This is a genomic window from Aeromonas sp. 160P (genome assembly GCF_055193095.1).
The window spans coordinates 1,819,340-1,835,541 of record NZ_JBUXKV010000001.1 but is presented as its reverse complement, the minus strand read 5'-3'; the positions used below and the strand labels follow the sequence as shown (position 1 = coordinate 1,835,541).

Annotated in this window: 12 protein-coding genes and 1 pseudogene; 10 read left to right on the top strand and 3 right to left on the bottom strand. The window is 61.7% G+C overall.

Going from position 1 to position 16,202, the window contains the following annotated elements; all coding sequences use genetic code 11:
* Window positions 1–42 precede the first annotated feature (42 nt).
* From ACY8FN_RS08705 to ACY8FN_RS08690, 4 genes are all read left to right on the top strand, one after another.
* A complete protein-coding gene (locus tag ACY8FN_RS08705; protein WP_438578627.1) occupies window positions 43–1,050 on the top strand; it encodes a glycosyltransferase family 2 protein in 1,008 nt (335 codons plus the stop codon).
* Entirely contained in the window at window positions 1,047–1,418 is a 372-nt protein-coding gene (locus ACY8FN_RS08700; protein WP_042020504.1) for a GtrA family protein, read from the top strand. Before ACY8FN_RS08705 ends, ACY8FN_RS08700 begins: the two co-directional genes overlap by 4 nt.
* A complete protein-coding gene (locus ACY8FN_RS08695) occupies window positions 1,418–2,584 on the top strand; it encodes a hypothetical protein (protein WP_139691246.1) in 1,167 nt (388 codons plus the stop codon). The genes ACY8FN_RS08700 and ACY8FN_RS08695 overlap by 1 nt, the downstream gene beginning before the upstream one ends.
* A gap of 228 nt (window positions 2,585–2,812) precedes the next feature.
* Window positions 2,813–4,924: an alpha-amylase gene (locus tag ACY8FN_RS08690; RefSeq protein WP_463099765.1), complete on the top strand. Its 2,112-nt coding sequence runs from the start codon at window positions 2,813–2,815 to the stop codon at window positions 4,922–4,924.
* Between the two features lie 75 nt (window positions 4,925–4,999).
* On the opposite strand, the gene ACY8FN_RS08685 is transcribed toward ACY8FN_RS08690, so the two are convergent.
* Window positions 5,000–5,626 carry a glutathione S-transferase N-terminal domain-containing protein gene (locus tag ACY8FN_RS08685; RefSeq protein ID WP_463099764.1) on the bottom strand — a complete coding sequence of 209 codons (627 nt, stop codon included), beginning with the start codon at window positions 5,624–5,626 and terminating at the stop codon, window positions 5,000–5,002.
* Between the two features lie 170 nt (window positions 5,627–5,796).
* Between ACY8FN_RS08685 and ACY8FN_RS08680 the strand changes: the two genes are divergently transcribed.
* The 4 genes from ACY8FN_RS08680 (at window position 5,797) to ACY8FN_RS08665 (ending at window position 9,468) form a co-directional block, all read left to right on the top strand.
* Window positions 5,797–6,441 (top strand): response regulator, encoded by a 645-nt coding sequence (locus ACY8FN_RS08680; protein WP_101325442.1) that lies wholly within the window; start codon window positions 5,797–5,799, stop codon window positions 6,439–6,441.
* Between the two features lie 210 nt (window positions 6,442–6,651).
* Window positions 6,652–7,248, top strand: coding sequence for a TetR/AcrR family transcriptional regulator (locus ACY8FN_RS08675; RefSeq protein ID WP_463099763.1), 597 nt, complete (start codon window positions 6,652–6,654; stop codon window positions 7,246–7,248).
* 82 nt (window positions 7,249–7,330) lie between these two features.
* Window positions 7,331–8,209 carry an alpha/beta hydrolase gene (locus ACY8FN_RS08670; RefSeq protein WP_463099762.1) on the top strand — a complete coding sequence of 293 codons (879 nt, stop codon included), beginning with the start codon at window positions 7,331–7,333 and terminating at the stop codon, window positions 8,207–8,209.
* 113 nt (window positions 8,210–8,322) lie between these two features.
* Window positions 8,323–9,468 carry a patatin-like phospholipase family protein gene (locus tag ACY8FN_RS08665; protein ID WP_463099761.1) on the top strand — a complete coding sequence of 382 codons (1,146 nt, stop codon included), beginning with the start codon at window positions 8,323–8,325 and terminating at the stop codon, window positions 9,466–9,468.
* A 27-nt stretch (window positions 9,469–9,495) separates the two neighbouring features.
* Here ACY8FN_RS08665 and ACY8FN_RS08660 read toward each other — a convergent pair.
* Window positions 9,496–11,448: pseudogene (locus tag ACY8FN_RS08660) on the bottom strand (cation:proton antiporter domain-containing protein).
* 123 nt (window positions 11,449–11,571) lie between these two features.
* On the opposite strand from ACY8FN_RS08660, the gene ACY8FN_RS08655 reads away from it, so the two are divergent.
* Window positions 11,572–12,474 carry a GGDEF domain-containing protein gene (locus ACY8FN_RS08655; RefSeq protein ID WP_101325445.1) on the top strand — a complete coding sequence of 301 codons (903 nt, stop codon included), beginning with the start codon at window positions 11,572–11,574 and terminating at the stop codon, window positions 12,472–12,474.
* An 84-nt stretch (window positions 12,475–12,558) separates the two neighbouring features.
* Here ACY8FN_RS08655 and tilS read toward each other — a convergent pair whose 3' ends face one another.
* On the bottom strand, window positions 12,559–13,917 hold the full coding sequence (gene tilS, locus ACY8FN_RS08650) for a tRNA lysidine(34) synthetase TilS (protein WP_463099760.1): 1,359 nt from the start codon (window positions 13,915–13,917) through the stop codon (window positions 12,559–12,561).
* A gap of 206 nt (window positions 13,918–14,123) precedes the next feature.
* On the opposite strand from tilS, the gene ACY8FN_RS08645 reads away from it, so the two are divergent.
* Window positions 14,124–16,157 (top strand): M13 family metallopeptidase, encoded by a 2,034-nt coding sequence (locus ACY8FN_RS08645; protein WP_463099759.1) that lies wholly within the window; start codon window positions 14,124–14,126, stop codon window positions 16,155–16,157.
* The last annotated feature ends 45 nt before the right edge of the window (window positions 16,158–16,202 follow it).

Genomic DNA, 16,202 nt, shown 5'->3' with positions numbered 1-16,202 from the left:
TACCATTTTATAAAAACAACTATCTCTAATAAGGACGTTCTTATGTCGCATCCAGATTTTCGACTCTCTCTGGTCGTTCCCGTTTATAACGAGGAAGAGAGTATCGATGCCTTCATCAACGCGATAGACAACGAACTGGCCCCACTGAAAGACCAGCTTGAAATTGTATTCGTCAACGATGGTAGCCGTGACCGCACCCGTGAAGTGGTCGAGCAGGCTATCGCCCGTGACCCGCGCATCACGCTAGTCAACCTGGCTCGCAACTTTGGCAAAGAGGCGGCGATGACCGCTGGTCTGCACCATGCCAAAGGGGACGCCATCGTGCCGATGGACGTGGATCTGCAAGACCCGCCCGCGCTTATTCTGGAATTCGTCAAACTGTGGCAGACCGGTGACTACGACACCGTCTTCGGCATCCGGGTCGATCGCAGTGCCGATACCCCGATGAAGCGCCTGACCGCCGGTGGCTTCTACCGTTTCTTCAACGCCCTCTCCACCAGCACCAAGTTGCCGGAGAACGCCGGAGACTTCCGTCTTATCGACCGCAAAGTGGTCGAAGCCATCAAACAACTGCCCGAGCGCAACCGCTTTATGAAGGGTCTGTTCGCCTGGGCCGGTTTCCGTGCCGTGGGTGTGCCCTACGAGCGCCCCGCCCGCCATGCCGGTGAAACCAAGTTCAACTACTGGAAACTGTGGAACTTCGCCCTCGACGGTCTGCTCAGCTTCTCCAGCTGGCCACTGCGAGTGTGGAGCTATGTAGGGGTAAGCGTCTCTCTGGTGGCATTCCTTTACATCCTGAAAATCGTCACTCAGGTGGTCTTCTTCGGCATCGACGTGCCAGGTTATGCCTCCCTGATGTCAGCGGTGCTGTTCATCGGCGGCATTCAGTTGATTTCGCTCGGCATCATCGGCGAGTACATTGGCCGCATTTTTGTGGAAGTAAAACAGCGCCCGGTCTACCTCATCGAAGGGGTTTACGGCCAATATGCCAAGCAAGAGGCCGACCAGCCACAAGCTGAGCAAGAGCAGCAGGAGCAAGCGCCTCAATGATCTCCCGCGAGGAATTCTGGCGGCTGGTACGTTTCGGTTTTGTCGGCGGGGGGGCTACCCTCGTCGACCTTGGCACCTCCATCGCACTGTTTCATACCTGGCCGACCATGTCGGAGCATCTGGTAACGACGCTGGCCTTTGCCATCGCGTTCTGGTTCTCCTTCTTTGGTCACCGCTACATCACCTTCCAGAAGCAGGGAGCCGCCAGCAAGTTTCTGCTGGTCGCTCTCTTCTCGCTGGCGGTACGTAACCTGATCCTGAGCGGCCTGCTATTTGCCGGGCTCTCCGGTCTGCTGCCGGTGGTCATCGCCACCCTGACCGTTACCGTCCTCACTTACGTTCTCTCTCGCGTCTGGGTTTTTGCCTGATGAATGATATGACCAATACTGCCCCGTTAACCGGGGCTGCACTCCCCTATCGCCCGTCACTGCGCATCAGCGGTCGTGACTGGCTGATGATCATCGCCGCCTTCATGCTGAGCCGGGTGGCGCTTTATGGCATGGGCTACTTCGGTGTCCAACTCTATGGCTCCCCCGATATCGGCCCGCTGCAGGCCTATTGCCAGTTCGACTGCGTCTGGTTCCAGCGCATCATCGAAAACGGCTACGACCTCTATCCACGCTGGCTGAGCAAGGGCAATGCGGCCAACTGGGCCTTTATGCCGCTCTATCCGATGGTCTCCGGTGCCATCTCCAACCTGTTCAATGTCGAGAGCCTGATCGGCCTCATCATTGTCGCCAACGCCTCTTTCTTCGCCAGTTTGGCGCTGATGTTGCTGGTGCTACGTCAGCTCAAGCTGGGGGATGACACCGCACGCTTCGGCGTCTGGCTGCTGGCCTTCTCCCCCTTCTCCGCCTACTTCGTCTCCGGTTATACCGAATCGACCTTTATGGCGCTGATGCTGGGGATGTTCCTGTTTGCCTATCGGGAACAGTGGCTGATGGTTGCGCTGCTGGGGGTCTGTATCTCCAGTACCCGTAACCTGGGGGTGATGATGGTGTTCCCGGTGCTGATCCTGGCGCTGCAAGCCTACGGCTGGCGGGAGTTTTTCCGCTTCACCGAGCGCGCCTTCAAGGTGGTATTCACCCTCTGGATGATCCCCTTTGGCCTGTTTGCCTACATGGTCTACCTCTATCACCTGACCGGCGATGCCTTTGCCTTCAAACATATTCAGGTGGCCTGGGGCCGCTACATGGACAGCCCGCTGGACTGGTGGCTGAGCGGGTTCGAGCTGGGTGGCCGCAAGGCTTACCTCTCCATCATGGTGATCTTCGGCTGGTGTCTGAATGGCTATCTGTTCAGCCAGAAGCGCTGGGCCGAGGCGACCCTGATGTTCATCTGCTGCACCATTCCACTGATGACCGGCCTCAACGCCATGCCACGCTACATGTTCGGGCTCTACCCGACCATGCTGGCCATCATACTGCTGACCCATCGCTGGCCCGCCATCCGCCCTGCGGTGCTCTGCCTCAGCGGCATGGTGGCCTCCTTCATCGCGGTGGCCTTCGTCAACTTCAAGTTCTTCACCGTCTGATTTTACGGCGATGCTTCGAACCTCAAATGCCGGTCACCTGACCGGCATTTTTTATGGCCGCTATTTTTATCAACAGAGCGCCCCCGCCACTCCCCGTCACACTTTCCACAGCTTGAAAACGTAACCATTTGCACTGAGTTCACAAATCGGTATTTTGCCGATCCAACAGTGCCTTATGGCCTCCTAGAATGGGCCCTTGTCCGAACTGCCCTGCTCAAGGAATGGCTTATGCGTCGCGCTCCCAACTTATCCCCCCTCTGGCTTGCCCTGCTGGCCGCCCCGCTGTTTACCCAACAGGCGATGGCCGCCCCCGAGGTTCACCTCTATGTGGATGGTCAGCCGGTGGCAACCCCGATCGCGCTGGACCAGGGCACTGTGGAGCTGACCCATCCCCTTGCCAAGGGGAGTCACCAGATCCGCATCAGCGACGCAGGCAACAGCTGCGGCACCAGCTTTGGCCCGAGTGAGAGCAAGCCACTCCCCTTCGGCACCGCCCAGCCGATGGACAAATGCAGCAAGGATCAGAGCTTTACCCTGCGGGTGATGCTGGCCGGGGAGTATCAGTTCACCTTCAACCCTGATACCCCCAGCCTCAAGGTGCTGCGGGCAACCAAGAAGAGCGAGTTCAAGCGCCAACCACCAGAGGAGCCCTGCATCAGCTGGGATGGCGGCCCGGTCACGGTATCCCTGCAAGGGGTTTGGCCCGACGGCACCCGGCTGCGGGATGCCTACTCGAAACAAGAGGCGGTGGTCAAACAGGGCAAGCTGACCCTGACCCCGAGCAAAGAGAGCGGCGGCCTGCTGCTGCTCGAGCCAGTCAAGGCGGCCAAACCGGCCCCCTTCAGCTGGGATCAGGCGAGCGTCTATTTCCTGCTGACCGATCGTTTCCACAATGGCGACCCGGCCAATGACCACAGCTTCGGCCGCCAGAAGGATGGTCAGGACGAGGTGGCCACCTGGCACGGCGGCGACTTCAAGGGGCTGACCGAGAAGCTCGACTACATCAAGTCGCTGGGCATGAATGCCATCTGGATCACCCCCATGGTGGAGCAGGTGCACGGCTTTATCGGTGGCGGCGAGCAGGGCAACTTCCCCTTCTACGCCTACCACGGCTACTGGGCGCTCGACTTCACCAAAATCGACCCCAACTACGGCGATGAAGAGAGCTTGAAAACCCTGGTGGACGAGGCCCACAAGCGCGGCATGCGCATCATCCTCGACGTGGTGATGAACCACGCAGGTTACGCCACCCTCGCCGATCTACAGGATCTGGGGCTCACCGAGCTGACCCAGAACACAGCCAAACTGCCGACCACCTGGAACCAGTGGCGCCCGAGTGGTGGCCTCAACTGGCATGGCTACAACCAGTTCATCGACTATCAATCGCCAGCGTGGAACAAGTGGTGGAGTGGTGACTGGGTGCGCGCCGGTCTGCCCGGCTACCCGCAGCCCGGCACCGACGACGTCACCGGTGCGGTGGCGGGGCTGCCGGACTTTCTGACCGAATCGACCACACCGGTAGGGCTGCCGCCATTGCTGGCAACGAAAAAGGACACCCGCGCCAAGGCGCTGCCCGACGCCACCGTGAGCGACTACCTGATCGCCTGGCACACCGACTGGGTGCGCCGCTTTGGCATCGACGGTTTTCGGGCCGACACAGTCAAACATCTGGAGCCCGAGGTGTGGGCCAAGCTCAAACAGGCGGGCACTACCGCGCTCAAGGAGTGGAAGGCCGCCAATCCGGACAAGGCGCTCGACGCTCTGCCCTTCTACATGGTGGGTGAGGTGTGGGATCACGGGGTCGCCAAGGATTTCTGGTATCAAAACGGCTTCGATTCGCTGATCAACTTTGACTATCAGCGCGAATTCGCCCTGCCCCAGGCCCAGTGCATGGCCAACGCCGAGCCCACCTATGCCAGCTACGCCAGCCGCATCAATCAGGATCCCGAGTTCAACGTGCTGAGCTATATCAGCTCCCACGACACCAAGCTGTTCTTTGGCGACTATCAGGATGTGCCGCTACAGCGCCGGGTCGCCAACAGCTTTATGCTGCTGCCTGGCGGCATCCAGCTCTACTACGGCGATGAGTCCGGCCGTAGGCTGGCCAAGGATGGCGGGGTGTTCGATCAAAGCGTGCGCTCGGACATGAACTGGCAGGAGCTGGCCAGCGGCGAGCGGGCCGAACTGGTCAAACACTGGCAGCAACTGGGCCAGTTCCGCGCCGCCCATCCGGCCATTGCGGCAGGCAGCCATCAGAAACTCTCGGATGCTCCCTACGCCTTCGTGCGGGAGCAGGGGGATGACAAGGTGGTGGTGGTCTTTGCCGGTCGGCAGCAGTAACCCTTACGCCATATTCACCAGCAACAGAGAGGGGAGCCACTGGCTCCCCTCTCTCGTTTATCCATCTGCCACGGCTCACTGTGACTGGCGCGCCGCCACCGGCCACTGCAAGCGCGCCTTGAGCAGGGTATCCTGCCACAGGGGCCAAGCCAGCAGCGCCTGCTGATAAACTCCGGCCTGACCGGGCAACAGGATGCCGTAGCTGGCCAGCCGGTAGGCCATCACGGCATAGAAGGCATCGACAGTGCCCGCTTCGCCAAAGTAGAAGGGGCCCCGCCCTTGCGCCCAGATCTCCTGCAAACGGGCCAGCTCGCTGACTGCCTCCACCGGGGGATCGATACGGGTTGGCGCCCCAAGGAAGAAGGGGAGCAGAGAACGGATCTGGCGAAATCCGGCGTGCAACTCGGCGCAGAGACTGCGAGCCAGCGCCCGCTCGGCCAGCGACACCGGATAGAGCTGACGGTCGGGACAGAGCTCGTGAACATATTCGGCGATGGCCAGCGAGTCGTGAACCCGCGCCCCGTCGTGCTCAAGCCAGGGCACCAGACCTGCCGGTGCCAGCCGCTTGAGTCGCGCCAGCGACTTGGCATCCTCCAGATCGAACACCTGCTCCTGCCACGTCAGCCCGCTCATGGCGAGCACCAGTGCCGCCCGCATCGCCCAGGTGGAGCCGGTGCCCACCGCCAATACCAAGGATCCCATCTGTTGCCTCCTGCATGAGTTGCCTGCGACCAGCCTGGCTGCCCTGATGGCAGCACATCCGATGGTCGCTTCACATTTGCGCACCGGCGGGTTTGACCCCCTTGGTGAGCGATGCTAGTTTGATTTTTCAAAACAATCAGTTAGCAACAATGTGAGCCATTAACCGAAATATGGACAGCCAATTTACCATCGTCATCGCAGATGACCACCCCCTGTTTCGGGGCGCCCTCTACCAAGCGGTGCACATGGCCATCAACGACGCTCAATTGCTGGAGGCGGACTCCATCGACAGCTTGATCAGCCTGCTGGGGGAGCACCCCGAGGTTGACCTGCTGCTGCTCGATCTCAAGATGCCGGGGGCCAATGGCTTCGAGGGGCTGGCCCACCTGCGCGGCCAATATCCCGACCTGCCCATAGTGGTGGTCTCCGCCTCGGAAGATGCGGCCATCATCCAGCAGGTGTTGCGGCTCGGGGCGCTCGGTTTCATTCCCAAGTCAGTACCGATGAAGGAGCTGGTCAACGCCCTCAATACGGTGATCGGGGGGGATAATTGGGTGCCGGAAGGCATCTCGCTCCATCCCGAATCGGAAGATGGCCCCGATTTCGCCAGCAAGCTGGCCAGCCTCACCCCCCAGCAGTACAAGGTGCTGATCATGCTGCGCGATGGCAGCCTCAACAAGCAGATCGCCTGGGAGCTCAACGTCTCCGAGGCCACCATCAAGGCGCACATCACCGCCATTTTCCGCAAAATCGGGGTCAAAAACCGCACTCAGGCGGTTATCGCCCTGCAACAGCTCGATATCAGGGAGAGCTGAGCCCTCCCATCAGGCCCATATCACCACAACCTTCCGCAAGCTCGGGGTCAAAAACCGTACTCAGGCGGCCATCGCCCTGCAACAGCTCGATATCAAGGAGAGCTGAAACCCGTGCGCAACTAGACGACATAGCCAGCCGTGCTGGCTATTTGTTGCTCGACAATTAGCACGGTCGTACTTTATGCTGCCAGCACCAATGAGGAGAGAGTGATGAGCAAGGGGCGCCTGACCCGGGAAACCATTTTGCAGACTGCCTTTGAGCAGGCGAGCCAGCAAGGGCTGGAGAGCCTGACCATCGGTTCGCTGGCCAGCGCCTGCGAGATGTCGAAAAGCGGCCTGTTTGCCCACTTTCAATCCCGCGACAATCTGCAGATCGCCGTGCTGGAGTACGCCGCCGAGGTGTTTCGGCTGCGGGTGATCCAGCCGGTACGCCAGCAGGTGCACCAGAGCCAGCATGACAAACTGATCGCCCTGTTGCGTGCCTGGCAGGCGTGGCACCACTGCTTCGCCGGACGCTGCATGTTCCTCGACGCCTGGACCTCGGCGCAGGATGGCGAAGTACAAGATAGCCAAGTGCAGCAGGCCGCCCGTCAACTGGTGCGCTTCTGGCTCGACTATCTGGCCCGTCAGGTGGTGCAGGGTCAAGCCGCAGGCGAGTGGCGACAGGAGCTGGATCCCTGGCGCGCCGTTTACCGCCTCTACGGCCTCTACTTGGCGGATCAGGTGTTCAACGCCCTCGAACTGTGTCAGGATCCGGCCCGCCACTTCTGGCCCGAGGTGGAAGATCTGCTGAGCAGCTGGCGCTGATGTTTTAGCATCCGTTCAACATGCCTTTTTAAAAACCGATAAAAAAGCACGACCGTTCGCGCATAAAAACCACAGGATGACCATGAGCAGCAAGATCTACTTCAACACCCGCCGCTTCAGCCCGAGCAAATGGTTGCTGGGGATCGGCACCCGGTTGCACCACAGATTCGCCCCCAGCCATGCCAAGCGCACCGCCAGCAAGTTGCTGCTCACCCCCCAGCGCAACCAGCGGGATGGCAGCGAACCTGCCGGTCTGGTGCAGCAGGCCGTCCATACCAGCGAAGGGGCAGTGATGAGCTATCGGCTCGGTCAGGGGCCACTGTGGCTGCTGATGCACGGCTGGTCCGGCAGCGCCAGCCAGTTTTATCCGTTGATGAGCCATATCGCCGCCCAGGGTTTCACCGCCATTGCCTACGATCATCCGGCCCACGGCCAGAGCGCAGGCAATACCGGCCATCTGCCCCGCTTCGTGCGCGCCTTCGACGAGCTGGCGACCAGATTGGCCAGCGACGTGGGCCCCCTGCACGGGGTCATCGCCCACAGCATGGGGGGCGCCGTCGCCCTCTCCAGCCGTCAGCCGGGTATCGATACCCTGGCGCTGCTGTTGATTTCGCCGGTGCTCGACTATGTGCCCCAGCTCTACGGCATGGTGGCGCGCTCCGGCTACTCCATCCGCTTGTTCGATGCGGTGGTCAAAGAAATTGAGCAGGAGTACCAGCACCCCTTGAGCACGGTCGATCCGCTGGGGCGGCTCGCCAGCCGCAGCGGTGCGGCTATGATAGTGCACGACGAGGAGGACAGATTTGCCCCCCATGACGACTCCCTGCGGGCCAGCCAGGATGGTCATACCCGGCTGGTGAGCACCCGGGGTCTGGGCCACGGTCGCATCCTCGCCAGCGCCCCGGTCTTCGCCGCCTTCAATCAGCTGGCACGGCCGGAAAATCCTCACCGGGCCCTTTGACAGCGGGCCATGAAAAAAACGGGCGAGCGCCCATTTTTATATTTGATACAGCGCCTTATAGTTAACTTGTCAGTGGGAACGCCCCTCTCGGGCCAACAATAAGGCGCCAGCATATGGCCAGACCCAATACAGCGTTGTTGCTCACCGGTGGCGGTGCTCGCGCCGCCTATCAGGTCGGAGCCCTCAAGGCGATTGCGGAGCTCTACCCGCGCAATCTCGGCATCCCTTTTCCCATCCTGTGCGGTACCTCGGCAGGGGCAATCAATGTCACTGCGCTGGCCTGCTACGCCTCCTGCTTTCATCTGGGAGTACGCAAGCTGGAGTGGGTCTGGCGCCGCTTCGAGACGCACCACATCTTCGATTTTCACCCCGGTCGGCTGCTGTGGCGGCTGATGTACGAGGGGTCGGCGGGGCTGATCAATCCCCACACCAACCACGCTTTTCAGCTCTTTGATAACGCCCCGCTGCGCCGCCTGCTGGATCAGCTCATCGACTATCACCGCATTGATGACAACATCCTCTACGGCAGTCTGGAGGCGCTGGCCATCACGGCGTCAGACTACGATGATGGCCTCTCCACCACCTTCTTTCAGGGACGGGCCGACCACCATCCGTGGGAGCGGGCCAGACGGCGCGGGGTGCGCACCGTGCTTACATCGGAACATCTGCTCGCCTCTTCGGCGCTGCCCTTTGTCTTTCCGGCCACCCACATCGGTGAGAAGTTTTACGGTGACGGCTCCATCCACCAGTTAAGCCCGCTCAGCCCCGCCATCCATCTGGGGGCGGAGCGGATCCTGCTGATCACGCTCGATCCACCGGCACACTCGGCCCCCACCCATCATCACGGCCATCTCACCAGCTCCAATATCGCCAGCCATCTACTCGATACGGTCTTTACCGACACCCTCAACTCCGATCTGGAGCGGCTGTGGCGCATCAACCAGACCCTGGATCTTATCCCGGAGCGGGAACGCAACCGCCTGCAGCTGAAACGGGTGGAGACCTGCGTGCTGAAACCGAGTCAGGATCTTGACACCATAGCGCTGACCTATCTGCACAAGCTGCCGCTGCAGTTGCGCCGCCTGTTGCGGGTGCTGGGCGTGAAGGGGGATGAGACCAGCAGTCTGGCCAGCTTTCTGATGTTCTATCCGGGTTACTGCCAGCAGCTGATCAAGCTAGGCTATCAGGACACCCTCAGAGAGCGGGAACGGGTCGCCGCCTTCCTCGATATCGACGGGCAGCCAAACGAGGGGGAGTAAACGGGCGGCCGATGAGTGCGAGGGGACTCAGTGCCCCTCCAGCAGACGCTGCTCCGCCTGCTCCATCGCCACCACGGTACCAAACAGGATCAGCCGATCCCCTGCAGCCAACACCAGCTCCGGTCTGGGCTCCAGACTCTGATCGCCACGCTGGATCTCTTTGATCCTTATCTCCTCAAGGGACAACTCCCGCACCTCCCGTCCCACCGCCCACGCCTGATCGTGCAGCAACAGCGGGTGGAGGCGCTCAAGCAGCTGATCTGCCTCCAGATTGCTGGCGCTCTGATCCCCCCAGTAGAAACCGTGCAGGAAGCGATATTGACTGCTGCGCTCCAGCTCCATCCGGCGGATCACCCGACCGATGGGGATATCGCAGTTGAGCAACAGATGGGAGACCAGCATCAGGGCCCCCTCCTGGGATTCGGGGATCACCTCAAACGCCCCCGCCTGCTTGTACTGCTCCAGAAAACTGTCATCCCGGGTGCGCACCAGCACCTTGAGCTCCCCCGCCAGTTCGCGGATCAGCGCCAGCATCGCCTCCACCCGCTTGCGATCATCGAAGGTGATGATCACCAGCCGGGCCCGCAACAGCCCGGCAGCCAGCAGAATATCGCGGCGGCTGGCATCACCGAAGGCCACCTGCTCCCCCGCCAGCTTGGCCTCGCTCACCCGCTCGGGGTCGAGGTCGAGGGCCAGAAAGGGGATCTCCTCGATCTTGAGGAAACGGGCGCAGGTCTGCCCGGCCCGGCCAAACCCAGCGATGATGACATGCTGGTTCTTGCTAAGGCCCGACTGGGCCACCTCGGAGCGGGTCAATAGCGCCGGATCGGTGAGGCTGCGAGCCAACGAGTGGGCCTGGGTCACCAGCCAGGGGGTCATGGCGATAGAGATGATGCCGATGCCGATCAGCAGGGAGACAAGCTGCTGATCCAGCAGACCGTGGTGGAGCGCCAGTGCCAGCAGCACGAAGCCAAACTCCCCGACCTGACTCAACATGATGCCAGCGGCCATGCTGTCGCGCTTGCGCTCCCCCATCAGTCGCCCGGCCAGCAGCACCAGCAGGGATTTACAGAGCACCAGCAGCACCACGCAGACCAACACCTGCCACCATGCCCGCGCCACCAGCTCCCAATCCATGGCCATGCCGATGGTGATAAAGAAGAGCCCCATCAGCACGTCACGAAACGGCTTGATGTCCACCTCCAGCTGATGACGGTAGTGGGACTCCCCCAGCATCATCCCCGCCAGAAATGCCCCCAGCGCCATCGATAGCCCCAGCGAATGGGTCATGAAAGCGGCCAGCAGCGCCACCAGCAAAGCACTCAGCACGAACAGCTCGTCGGAGCGGGCCCGCGCCACCTCGTGAAACAGCAGCGGCAGCAACCACTTACCCACCGCCAGCAGAGTGAAGAGGGCAAACAGCCCCTTGAGGGTGGCCTAGGCGATCTCGGCGGCCAGGGCGCTGCCCTGCACTTCCGGCTGAGCGAGGATCGGGATCATCACCAGCAGGGGCACCACCGCCAGATCCTGAAACAGCAGCACGCTCACCCCCAGCTGGGCGCGGCGGGTATGGAGCTGCTTCTGCTCGCCGAGCTGCTTGATCACCACCGCTGTGGAGGAGAGCGCCAGCGTCCCCGCCACCACCAGCGACTGCGCCAAACCCAACCCCCACCACCAGGCCAGTGCGAAAAAGAGCAGCGAGGTGAGCAGCACCTGCAAGCCACCCACCCCCAACACCAGTCGGCGCATCGCCAGCAATTTCGGGAGGGAGAACTCCAGCCCCAGCGAGAACATCAGAAAGACGATCCCGAGCTCGGCAATGGTCTGCATGATCGACTGGCCGGTGATCACCGCCAGCCCGTGAGGGCCGAGCAATACGCCGGCAATCAGGTAAGCGAGGATCACCGGCAGCCCGAGGCGCCGGAAAGTTGCCACCAGCAAGACGGCGGTAAACAGCAGGATCAGCAGGTCTGTGTACAAATTTTCCTCTCCTTTTTATCGACTTAAGTCTAGTCAGCCGATGTGGGCGGAAGGAAAGATATATTGGGCATGCCAATTGCAGGCGAAGAGTAAGAAAGTCGTTAGATACACAGGTGAAAGACCATGGAAAATACATCGTCACTTAATGGCTTTAGTCATGGCATCGAGCAGTGGGTTCGCCAGATGGAGCGGCTCACACCGCTGCCCAGCGTGGAACGCAACCAGTTGCTGGAGCAGTTGTTGGGGCAGAGCGATCTTGGCGGTTTGCTGACAACTTTTGCCGATCGTGCGGCAAAAATTGTCAGGATCCATGGTCTTTACCTCGACTGTGGCCAGCCCCATGTGCTGATCCAGCACCCGCCACTGGCCACCCTCAACCTGCACAACTATCCGTTCGAGCTGCGCGGCCAGCACAGCCAGCTGCTGGGTCAACTGCACTACGAGCTGGAGCATCCGTTGAGCGGTAGCCAGCAACGGGTACTGACGCAATATCATCAACTGCTCTGTCTGCTGCTGCCCCTCTACCTGCGGCTGGAAAAACTGGATCAACTGGTACGGCTCGATCACCTGACCGGCCTTGGCAACCGCTCCTACTTTGACGAAGCCATCGGCCGCGCCATCGAGCAACACAGCCGCGAGCCCCACGGTCTGGTGCTGGTGCTGCTGGATCTCGATCGCTTCAAGCAGATCAATGACACCTGGGGTCATCCGGTGGGGGATCTGGTGCTGAGCCGCTTCGCCCAGCTGCTCAAGGGGTGTATCCGCAGTACGGATCAAGCCTTCCGGCTCGGGGGGGACGAGTTTGCCCTGCTGCTGCAACCGGCGGAGCCCGAGGCGTGGCGCCCGGTCTGGCTGCGACTGCAGCATATGTTGATGACCAACAAGGAGCTCAGCACCTTCTCGGTCGGCTGTAGCCTTGGCGCCACCAGCTGGCAATCGGGTATCAGTGTGCAAAGTCTCTACGAAGCGGCAGACAGCCACCTCTACGCTCGCAAAAAAGCCGGCAAGGCCAGCCATAACGAATAATCCCGAACTCTTCTTTGCTCCGGCACATGTGCATCATGTGACCGGAGCTTCTTTTTTTGGGGCCCCGCTCACACCGATATCAAGTCAGGGGAGATCCCGCTCGGGCAGGATGAGGGTCGTACCGCGCTCCTGCCAGTGGCACACCAGCCCGGCCCCCTGCGCCATAAAGCCGTCGCAGACAAAGAGCCCCACCACCGCCGCCACCTGCTCGCCATAGTAGAGAATGGGGATGCGCCCCCGCTGCCACGAGGGAACCCCATACTCCTGCAGCAGCTTCTTCATCCGCCGACTGCCACCCCGCCCCACCGGTTTGAGGGGGATCCCGGGTGCCACCTGAAAGCGCACCGAGAGCGGCTCATCCGCTCGGGGAGCACGCAGCAGCCCCTCGCCCACCTGCAGCATCCGCACCACCAGCTCGCCCAACCCGTCCGGCAGGGTCAGCGGCTCGCCCACTGTCAACGGCAACTGCTGATGGCAGGGTTGCAGATCCGGGCTCACCAGATAGAGCCGCTGCTGAAAACGGCGGCAGCTCTGACGACCCCAGTTGAGCTGAGGATTGGCATCACCCCGCGCCAGCACCACCTCTTGCCATATCAAATTGAGTTGCTCGCGGGACGGCATCTCGCCCCCCTGACGGCGGATCCAGTAGCGCAGCAGGTTGTTGCGCCGGGTGGGTGAGAGGGCGTGCAGCGGGCCGATATGCAGCGCCTCCCCCTCGCCCGCCAGTTGCCAGTCGCTCTCGGCCAGCTCGTCCAGCAGCGCCTCCTGCTCGGCGCACAGGGCCATGCTGCGCGCCGCGGTCTGGGCCATGGCGGGCCAGCGCGCCTTGAGCTGGGGGATAAGCGTCTGGCGCAAAAAGTTGCGGTCATAGCTCACGTCCTGATTGCTCTCATCCTCCACCCAGCCAAAGGGAAGTGTGGCCGCCGCCTCGGCCAGCTCGGCGCGACTGACATCGAGCAGTGGGCGCAGCAACAGACCACCGGCAAAGGGCTGGCTTGGTAAGATCCCCGCCAGACCACGCAGACCGGCACCGCGCTTGAGGGCCAGCAGCAGGGTCTCCAGCTGATCGTCCTGATGGTGGGCGGTGAGCAGCCACTCCCCCTCCCTCATCCGGGCGGTCAGCCGCTGGTAACGGGCGCTGCGGGCCTGCGCCTCCAGACTCTCGCCATTGCCACGGGCCAGGGTCACCCGCTCGACCAGCAGCGCCACCGCCAATTGCTGGCAGACGGCTTCACAGTGATCGGCCCACTCATCGGCATGGGGGCTGAGGCCGTGGTGTACGTGCAGGGCGCGCAGCACAAGGCCATGCTCGCGGGCATACTGCGCCGCCAACACTAACAGCAGGGTGGAGTCGAGGCCACCACTAAAGGCCACCAACAAACCGGCGGAACCTTCCGGCGCTGGCATAGTCAGACTAAAGCGAGAATAAAGATGAGAAATCATAGGCTTCCCCAAAACAGACCGGCCGAATCTTAGCAGAGTCAGGCTTATCAAGCTGCACCCCTGCTGCTAGAGTGAGGCTCGCTCCCCCTCAGCACCAAGCAAGCAGACCGCCAAGCAAACGAACCGACAGACAAAGCGTTCGAACCGCATGTCGGAGCAATGAGGATGGGCTGGGAAGCAAACAACCCGAATTGGAATCAAACAGCATGAACAATAACAAAAGCTTACTGGCCGGTCTGATTGGACTGGCCCTGCTGGCTGGCTGCAGTCAGGCACCGCAAGAATCTCCCAAACACTCCGGGCTGGCGCTGGCCAATATGGATACCCAGGTCAAACCCGGCGATGACTTCTTCCGTTACGTCAATGGCAAGTGGCTCGCCACCGCCAAGATCCCTGACGATCGCCCCGCCGATGGCGCCTTCTATATGCTGCGGGACAAATCCCTCGCCGATGTGCGGGTGCTGGTTGAGGGGCTGGCCAAGCAGGAGGCCGCCACTGGCACGCCGACCCAGCAGATCCGCGATCTCTACGCCAGCTATCTGGATCAGGCAGGCCGTGACGCCAAGGGGCTCACCCCGCTGGCTCCAGCGTTGGCCGATATCGACCGGATCAGTGATCAGGCCGCACTGGCCCGCGCCTTTGCCCAATCAGGCCGCATGGGCGGCGGCGCGCCGTTCGGTATCTGGATCAACGCCGATGCCAAGTCCCCCGACCGCTATACGGTCTACCTCTACCAAGGGGGCTTGGGGCTGCCGGATCGGGACTACTACCTCAAGCAGGATCCCGACAGTCAGGCGCTGCGCCAGAAGTACCAGCAGCATATCGCCGCCATGCTAAGCCGCCTCGGGGAGTCGGATCCGAGCGGCAAGGCCAAACGGATTCTGGCCCTCGAAACCCGGCTCGCCACCATCCAGTGGGACAACGTGGCCCTGCGGGATCGGGAGAAGAACTACAACAAGCGCCCCGCCAGCGAACTGGCACGGCTCGCCCCTCACCTCGACTGGCAGGCATATCTGAACGCCGCAGGCATTGCTGCCCAGCCGGAGCTCATCATCGGTCAGCCGACCTATCTGAGCGCGCTGGATCAGCTGATGGCCCAAACTCCCATCGCCGACTGGCAGGCCTACCTCAAGTGGCAACTGCTGACCGACTACGCCCCCTATCTCGACAGCGAGACCGACCGCGCCAACTTCGCCTTCTACGGCACCACCTTGAGCGGCACACCCAAGCAGCGCGCCAGCTGGGAGCGGGCGCTCGGGGTGCTGAACGATCATCTGGGTGAAGCGGTCGGCCAGCTCTATGTGGCCCGTTACTTCCCGCCAGCGGCCAAGGAGCGGATGGAGCAGCTGGTGGAGAACCTGCGCACCGCCTACGGCCAGAGCATCAAAGAGCTCGACTGGATGTCGCCCGAGACCAAGGCGCAGGCGCTTGAGAAGCTGGCCAAGTTCCGCCCCAAGATCGGCTACCCCGACAAGTGGCAGGATTACAGCGCCATCGCCATCAAACCGGATGATCTGGTAGGTAACCTGCAGCGCTCGCAAGCCTTTGAATACGCAGACAGTCTGGCGCGCCTCAGCAAACCGGTCGATCGGGACGAGTGGCACATGTCGCCGCAAACGGTGAACGCCTACTACAACCCGAGCAACAACGAGATCGTCTTCCCGGCAGCCATTTTGCAGCCCCCCTTCTTCGACATGACGGCGGATGATGCGGTCAACTATGGCGCCATCGGCGGGGTCATTGGCCACGAGATGGGCCACGGTTTTGATGATCAGGGGGCCAAATCCGACGGCGACGGCATAATGCGCGACTGGTGGACACCGCAGGATCTCAAGGAGTTCCGCTTCCGTACCAGCCGTCTGGTGGCCCAGTACAACCGCTTCGAGCCCATCAACGGCCAGTTCGTCAACGGCCAGTTCACTCTGGGGGAGAACATCGGCGATCTGGGCGGTCTCACCATCGCCCACAAGGCCTACGAGCTGTCGCTGGATGGCAAGGAGGCACCGGTGCTGGATGGCTTTACCGGCGAACAGCGCTTCTTCCTCGGCTGGGCACAGGTGTGGAAGGGGATGTATCGCCCCGAGCTGATGCAGATGATGCTGCGCTCCGACCCTCACTCGCCCCCCGAGTACCGGGTCAACGGGGTGGTGCCGAACATTCCCGCCTTCTATGAGGCATTCAACATCCAGCCTGGGGAAAAGCTCTATCTGCCGCCCCAGAAGCGGGTGAAGATCTGGTAACCGCATCACGGCGGGCTCCCCCGGGAGCCCGCGCTCAACAGACAG

What these genes read in the sequence shown, in the direction of transcription:
- ACY8FN_RS08665 (WP_463099761.1), top strand. Translation starts at nt 8,323, where the DNA reads ATGGCCAGACCCAATACAGCGTTGTTGCTCACCGGTGGCGGTGCTCGC.
- ACY8FN_RS08700 (WP_042020504.1), top strand. Translation starts at nt 1,047, where the DNA reads ATGATCTCCCGCGAGGAATTCTGGCGGCTGGTACGTTTCGGTTTTGTC.
- tilS (WP_463099760.1), bottom strand. Translation starts at nt 13,917, where the DNA reads ATGATTTCTCATCTTTATTCTCGCTTTAGTCTGACTATGCCAGCGCCG.
- ACY8FN_RS08685 (WP_463099764.1), bottom strand. Translation starts at nt 5,626, where the DNA reads ATGGGATCCTTGGTATTGGCGGTGGGCACCGGCTCCACCTGGGCGATG.
- ACY8FN_RS08705 (WP_438578627.1), top strand. Translation starts at nt 43, where the DNA reads ATGTCGCATCCAGATTTTCGACTCTCTCTGGTCGTTCCCGTTTATAAC.
- ACY8FN_RS08670 (WP_463099762.1), top strand. Translation starts at nt 7,331, where the DNA reads ATGAGCAGCAAGATCTACTTCAACACCCGCCGCTTCAGCCCGAGCAAA.
- ACY8FN_RS08675 (WP_463099763.1), top strand. Translation starts at nt 6,652, where the DNA reads ATGAGCAAGGGGCGCCTGACCCGGGAAACCATTTTGCAGACTGCCTTT.
- ACY8FN_RS08695 (WP_139691246.1), top strand. Translation starts at nt 1,418, where the DNA reads ATGAATGATATGACCAATACTGCCCCGTTAACCGGGGCTGCACTCCCC.
- ACY8FN_RS08690 (WP_463099765.1), top strand. Translation starts at nt 2,813, where the DNA reads ATGCGTCGCGCTCCCAACTTATCCCCCCTCTGGCTTGCCCTGCTGGCC.
- ACY8FN_RS08655 (WP_101325445.1), top strand. Translation starts at nt 11,572, where the DNA reads ATGGAAAATACATCGTCACTTAATGGCTTTAGTCATGGCATCGAGCAG.
- ACY8FN_RS08645 (WP_463099759.1), top strand. Translation starts at nt 14,124, where the DNA reads ATGAACAATAACAAAAGCTTACTGGCCGGTCTGATTGGACTGGCCCTG.
- ACY8FN_RS08680 (WP_101325442.1), top strand. Translation starts at nt 5,797, where the DNA reads ATGGACAGCCAATTTACCATCGTCATCGCAGATGACCACCCCCTGTTT.